The 417-nt window shown below is 51.3% G+C and carries 2 tRNA genes; both read left to right on the top strand.

Features of this window, described 5'->3' with window-relative positions:
- Window positions 1–5 precede the first annotated feature (5 nt).
- A tRNA-Glu gene (locus tag ACXAGX_RS20555) sits at window positions 6–81 on the top strand.
- 259 nt (window positions 82–340) lie between these two features.
- A tRNA-Glu gene (locus tag ACXAGX_RS20550) sits at window positions 341–416 on the top strand.
- The last annotated feature ends 1 nt before the right edge of the window (window position 417 follow it).

The raw sequence follows: 417 nt of genomic DNA, 5'->3' as shown, positions 1-417 counted from the left end.
TTTCAGTCCCCTTCGTCTAGAGGCCTAGGACACCGCCCTTTCACGGCGGTAACAGGGGTTCGAATCCCCTAGGGGACGCCATTTATATCGCGTCACGGTCGATTAAAACTGTGAGATAGGCCGGAGTGGTTGTAGTTCGCATCAGTGAGTTACATTTAATTGTCTCCAGGACTTGAAAGTTCAGTAAGAAGAATAAGGTCGCTCATCTCGCGGGCTCGATTCGCCTTGCTAAAAATCTCGGAAGCTTGCTTCCGAACCTAGGATAAGGTCGCTCTCACGATAAATCGTGAATCGCCTTACAGAAATTTAGCGAAGCTGCGCTTCGCAAAGCGAAATTTCTGTCCCCTTCGTCTAGAGGCCTAGGACACCGCCCTTTCACGGCGGTAACAGGGGTTCGAATCCCCTAGGGGACGCCAT

This window comes from Alteromonas sp. ABV4_515, from assembly GCF_056160345.1.
The sequence above is the reverse complement of the archived record's forward strand: the minus strand, read 5'-3'. Positions and strand labels throughout refer to the sequence as shown.